This window comes from Candidatus Zixiibacteriota bacterium (assembly GCA_022865345.1).
Lineage (GTDB): Bacteria > Zixibacteria > MSB-5A5 > MSB-5A5 > RBG-16-43-9 > RBG-16-43-9.
Window position 1 is genome coordinate 1 of sequence record JALHSU010000042.1, and the last position, 1,627, is coordinate 1,627.

At 46.8% G+C, this 1,627-nt stretch carries 2 protein-coding genes; one reads left to right on the forward strand and one right to left on the reverse strand.

Translation table 11 applies throughout. From position 1 onward, the window contains the following. On the forward strand, positions 1 to 746 hold a 746-nt coding region (locus tag MUP17_01645), incomplete at its 5' end, for a DUF1957 domain-containing protein (protein MCJ7457679.1). A 588-nt stretch (positions 747 to 1,334) separates the two neighbouring features. Here the strand turns inward: MUP17_01645 and MUP17_01650 are convergent. Continuing rightward, a partial coding sequence (locus MUP17_01650; GenBank protein MCJ7457680.1) for a hypothetical protein occupies positions 1,335 to 1,627 on the reverse strand: 293 nt, incomplete at its 5' end.

Genomic DNA, 1,627 nt, shown 5'->3' on the forward strand with positions numbered 1-1,627 from the left:
ACTGGAAGGTGACTTCAGCCAAAAGTGACCTGGCAGATAAATGGGAATATTATCCCAAAGATGCCCAGGCACGGGTGCCGGAAAATGCAAGCCATTATAAGGGAATAGTCAAGAGACTTTTGAGCGAATATCGTCAGAAGTTAGGAAAAAAGGGAATAGTCTGCGCACCTTATGACGCTGAGCTTTTTGGACACTGGTGGTTTGAGGGAACCCAGTTTTTAAAACTGGTATTGAAATACATTGCGGACGACCCGGAATTGGAATTAACCACCTGTTCAAAATTCTTAGATGAAGCCAAACCCAGTCAGGTGATCTCCATACCTGAAGGCTCCTGGGGGGAAGGAGGTTATCATTACATCTGGTTAAACCAGTGGACCGAATGGACCTGGAAACATATTTATAAAGATGAACGTGAGATGCAGGGCTTGGCTCGGAAATTCAGGCATACTCAAGACGAGAACCTCCTCAAAATCTTAAAACAAGCCGCCAGGGAGCTTTTGCTGTTACAGGCTTCGGACTGGCAGTTTTTGATCTCCACCTGGAGTGCCAGAGATTATGCGGAGCTAAGGGTTTCCGAGCATCATCAGAATTTTGTAAGGTTAACTGAGATGGCGGAAAAATATGGTAAAGGCGACTATGTAGACCAAGGCGAGTGGACTTTCCTTGGCGATTGCGAAGCCAGGGACAATCTATTCAAAGAGATAAAACTGGAATGGTTTGCCGAGGTAGAATACCCTGCAGAATGAAGTTTTTGTAGGGACAGAACACTGTTCTGTCCTCGCATTTATATCAATAAGAATGGAAGGCTGAAGCCTTCCGCTACACAGGAAAGTTGTGGAAGTCTTCAGACCTCCATTTTTTTTGATCGTAGCGCTTACCCTTTCAGGGTCGCCAATAATGTGGGGACAGCCCTTCCTTCGACTTCGCTCAGGGCGGTGAGCTTGTCGAACCGTGTGGCTGTCCGTTTCGAAAATTCGGACAGGGACAAGCCCTGTCCCTACTAATTGCTTTTCGTAGCTGTAGGTCGGGCTGTCAAAGACTGCCCGACAAATCCGTGTCGGGTAGCTCCCGCAACCCGACCTACTTTTCTCTGGCATTTATATCAATAAGAATGGAAGGCTGAAGCCTTCCGCTACACAGGAAAGTTGTGGAGGTCTTCAGACCTCCATTTTTTTCGTATCGCGACCCTTTTAGGGTCGCCAAAATATAAAGCGAGGCTAAAAGTCTCAAGACCTTGACGGCCTCGCACTACGTCTTAACCCCTCCCCCACAAAAAAATCAGGGTGGAGATTTGCTCTCCACCCTGAGATCATTAATACCTTTATCTGTAGGAGTTAGAACGTGAAAACCGCAGACACAATTCCGAACAGATTTCTCTGAATGCCGCTCAGCAAATAGGTACCTTCGAAGAAGTTATCCTCTCCTACAGTAGCATCTACCTGGAACTTGGAGAACTTGAAGCCCACACCCAGGCCGATGAAATCCCGAGAACTCGGGCTGGAGAAACGGAATTTGCTCTCGTAGAAAAAAGCCGAATTAGGATAGTGGTACTTATCTTCGAATCGTCCGAACTCTTTTTCCATTCCCATCCTTGCGGTTAGCCATTTGGTCAGTTCATATTCGACCC